The following is a 1,627-nucleotide window of genomic DNA, read 5'->3' on the forward strand; positions in this document are numbered from 1 at the left end:
GGACGAGGCCAGCTGGGGCGAACTTTACGTGATGTTCGCCACCACGCGCGGCACCGTGCGCCGCAACGATCTATCCGACTTCGTCCAGGTCAACCGCAACGGCAAGATCGCCATGAAGCTGGAGGAAGAAGGCGACGAGATCCTCGGCGTCGAGACCTGCACCGACAAGGACGACGTGCTGCTGACCGCCAGTTCCGGCCAGTGCATACGCTTCTCCGTCGGCGACGTGCGCGTCTTCCAGAGCCGCAATTCGGTCGGTGTGCGCGGCATAACCATGGCCGAGACCGACCGCATCATCTCGATGTCGGTGATAGAGCATGTCGATGCTTCGCCAGCGGAACGCGCCGCTTACCTGAAGCGCGCGGCGGCGGAGCGGCGGCTTGCCACGGAAACGACCGGCGAAGAGGAAGAGATCGCGCTGACCAATGAGGAGATCGGCGAGGAGACGGAGCTTTCCGACAACCGATACGAAGAGCTCAAGGCGCACGAACAGTACGTGCTGACGGTCACCGAGTTCGGCTACGGCAAGCGTTCGTCATCCTATGATTTCCGGCTGACCGGACGCGGCGGCAAAGGCATCCGCGCCACCGATGTGTCGAAGGCAGCCGAGATTGGCAGGCTGGTGGCGACGTTCCCGGTCGGCAATGACGACCAGATCATGCTGGTGTCGGACGGCGGCACCGTCATCCGGGTTCCGGTCAACGGCATCCGTTTCGCCAGCCGCGCCACCAAGGGCGTGACCATCTTCAACACGGCTGAAGGCGAAAAGGTGGTTTCGGTCGAGCGGATCTCGGAACCGCAAGCGGACGAAGAAAGCGATGAGACGGTCGAGGGCGGTGCTGATGCCGCTCCGGCGCCTGACGCCGGTCCGGACGGTGCGGACTAAGTCCGGCACCCGGGTTTTGACATAGCAACGCCGGCCAGGTGGCCGGCGCGGCAGCAAGTTCAGGCTTTATCAGTAGTGACGATATGGCTTGCGCGGGCCGAAGCCTTCGAAGCGCTTGGTGTTTGCCTTGACGCGGATGCGTTGCGCCTCCTGATGCAGCCCAAATACGGTGGCGATCAGCATGGCGACGGTCATTGCGGTGGCGAGCATGTAGATCAGCATGTGCGTGTTCTCCTGCGCCTAACAACGGATAGATGGGATTTTGGTTTCATCTTATTAAGGTGCAACCTAGTGAACGCTGCGTGAAGGCTTCGTGATCAGCGTGTTCATCTGTCGTTCATGTGCCGGAAAAGGTTCACGGCCGGCGCGCCGATCGGATTTGCCTTTGCGAGAGAGGCTCGCTAGAGCCTGTTCCATCTTGTTGATGGACGGAAGACGGAACGGGCTCTAGCTTTCATTTGAGCATGATCTTTTCCAAAAACCGGTTTCCACTTTTTGGGATCATGCATTAGAAGCACCTGCCATGACTGAACGCATCGCCCTCTATGCCGGCTCCTTCGACCCGCTGACCAACGGCCATCTCGATGTGCTGAAGGCCTCGCTGGCCGTGGCGGATATCGTTTATGCGGCGATCGGCATCCATCCGGGCAAGCAACCGCTGTTTTCCTTCGAGGAGCGGGTGAAGCTGATCGAGACGGCGACGAAGACGGAATTCGGCAGCGACGGTGCCCGCATCAAGGT

Annotated in this window: 3 protein-coding genes; 2 read left to right on the forward strand and 1 reads right to left on the reverse strand. The window is 60.7% G+C overall.

From position 1 onward, the window contains the following. A partial coding sequence (locus tag EN939_RS33320) for a DNA gyrase C-terminal beta-propeller domain-containing protein (RefSeq protein WP_272483129.1) occupies positions 1-886 on the forward strand: 886 nt, incomplete at its 5' end. Between the two features lie 69 nt (positions 887-955). On the opposite strand, the gene EN939_RS33325 is transcribed toward EN939_RS33320, so the two are convergent. Next, positions 956-1,108: a hypothetical protein gene (locus EN939_RS33325; RefSeq protein ID WP_081714296.1), complete on the reverse strand. Its 153-nt coding sequence runs from the start codon at positions 1,106-1,108 to the stop codon at positions 956-958. 301 nt (positions 1,109-1,409) lie between these two features. Between EN939_RS33325 and EN939_RS33330 the strand changes: the two genes are divergently transcribed. Then, a partial coding sequence (locus tag EN939_RS33330; protein WP_164751476.1) for an adenylyltransferase/cytidyltransferase family protein occupies positions 1,410-1,627 on the forward strand: 218 nt, incomplete at its 3' end.

Origin of the sequence: Mesorhizobium sp. M7A.F.Ca.CA.002.05.1.1 (assembly GCF_003998335.1) — a bacterium.
Taxonomy (GTDB): domain Bacteria; phylum Pseudomonadota; class Alphaproteobacteria; order Rhizobiales; family Rhizobiaceae; genus Mesorhizobium.

Excerpts from the sequence above, each read along its gene's own strand:
- EN939_RS33325 (WP_081714296.1), bottom strand. The coding sequence starts at position 1,108 with ATGCTGATCTACATGCTCGCCACCGCAATGACCGTCGCCATGCTGATC.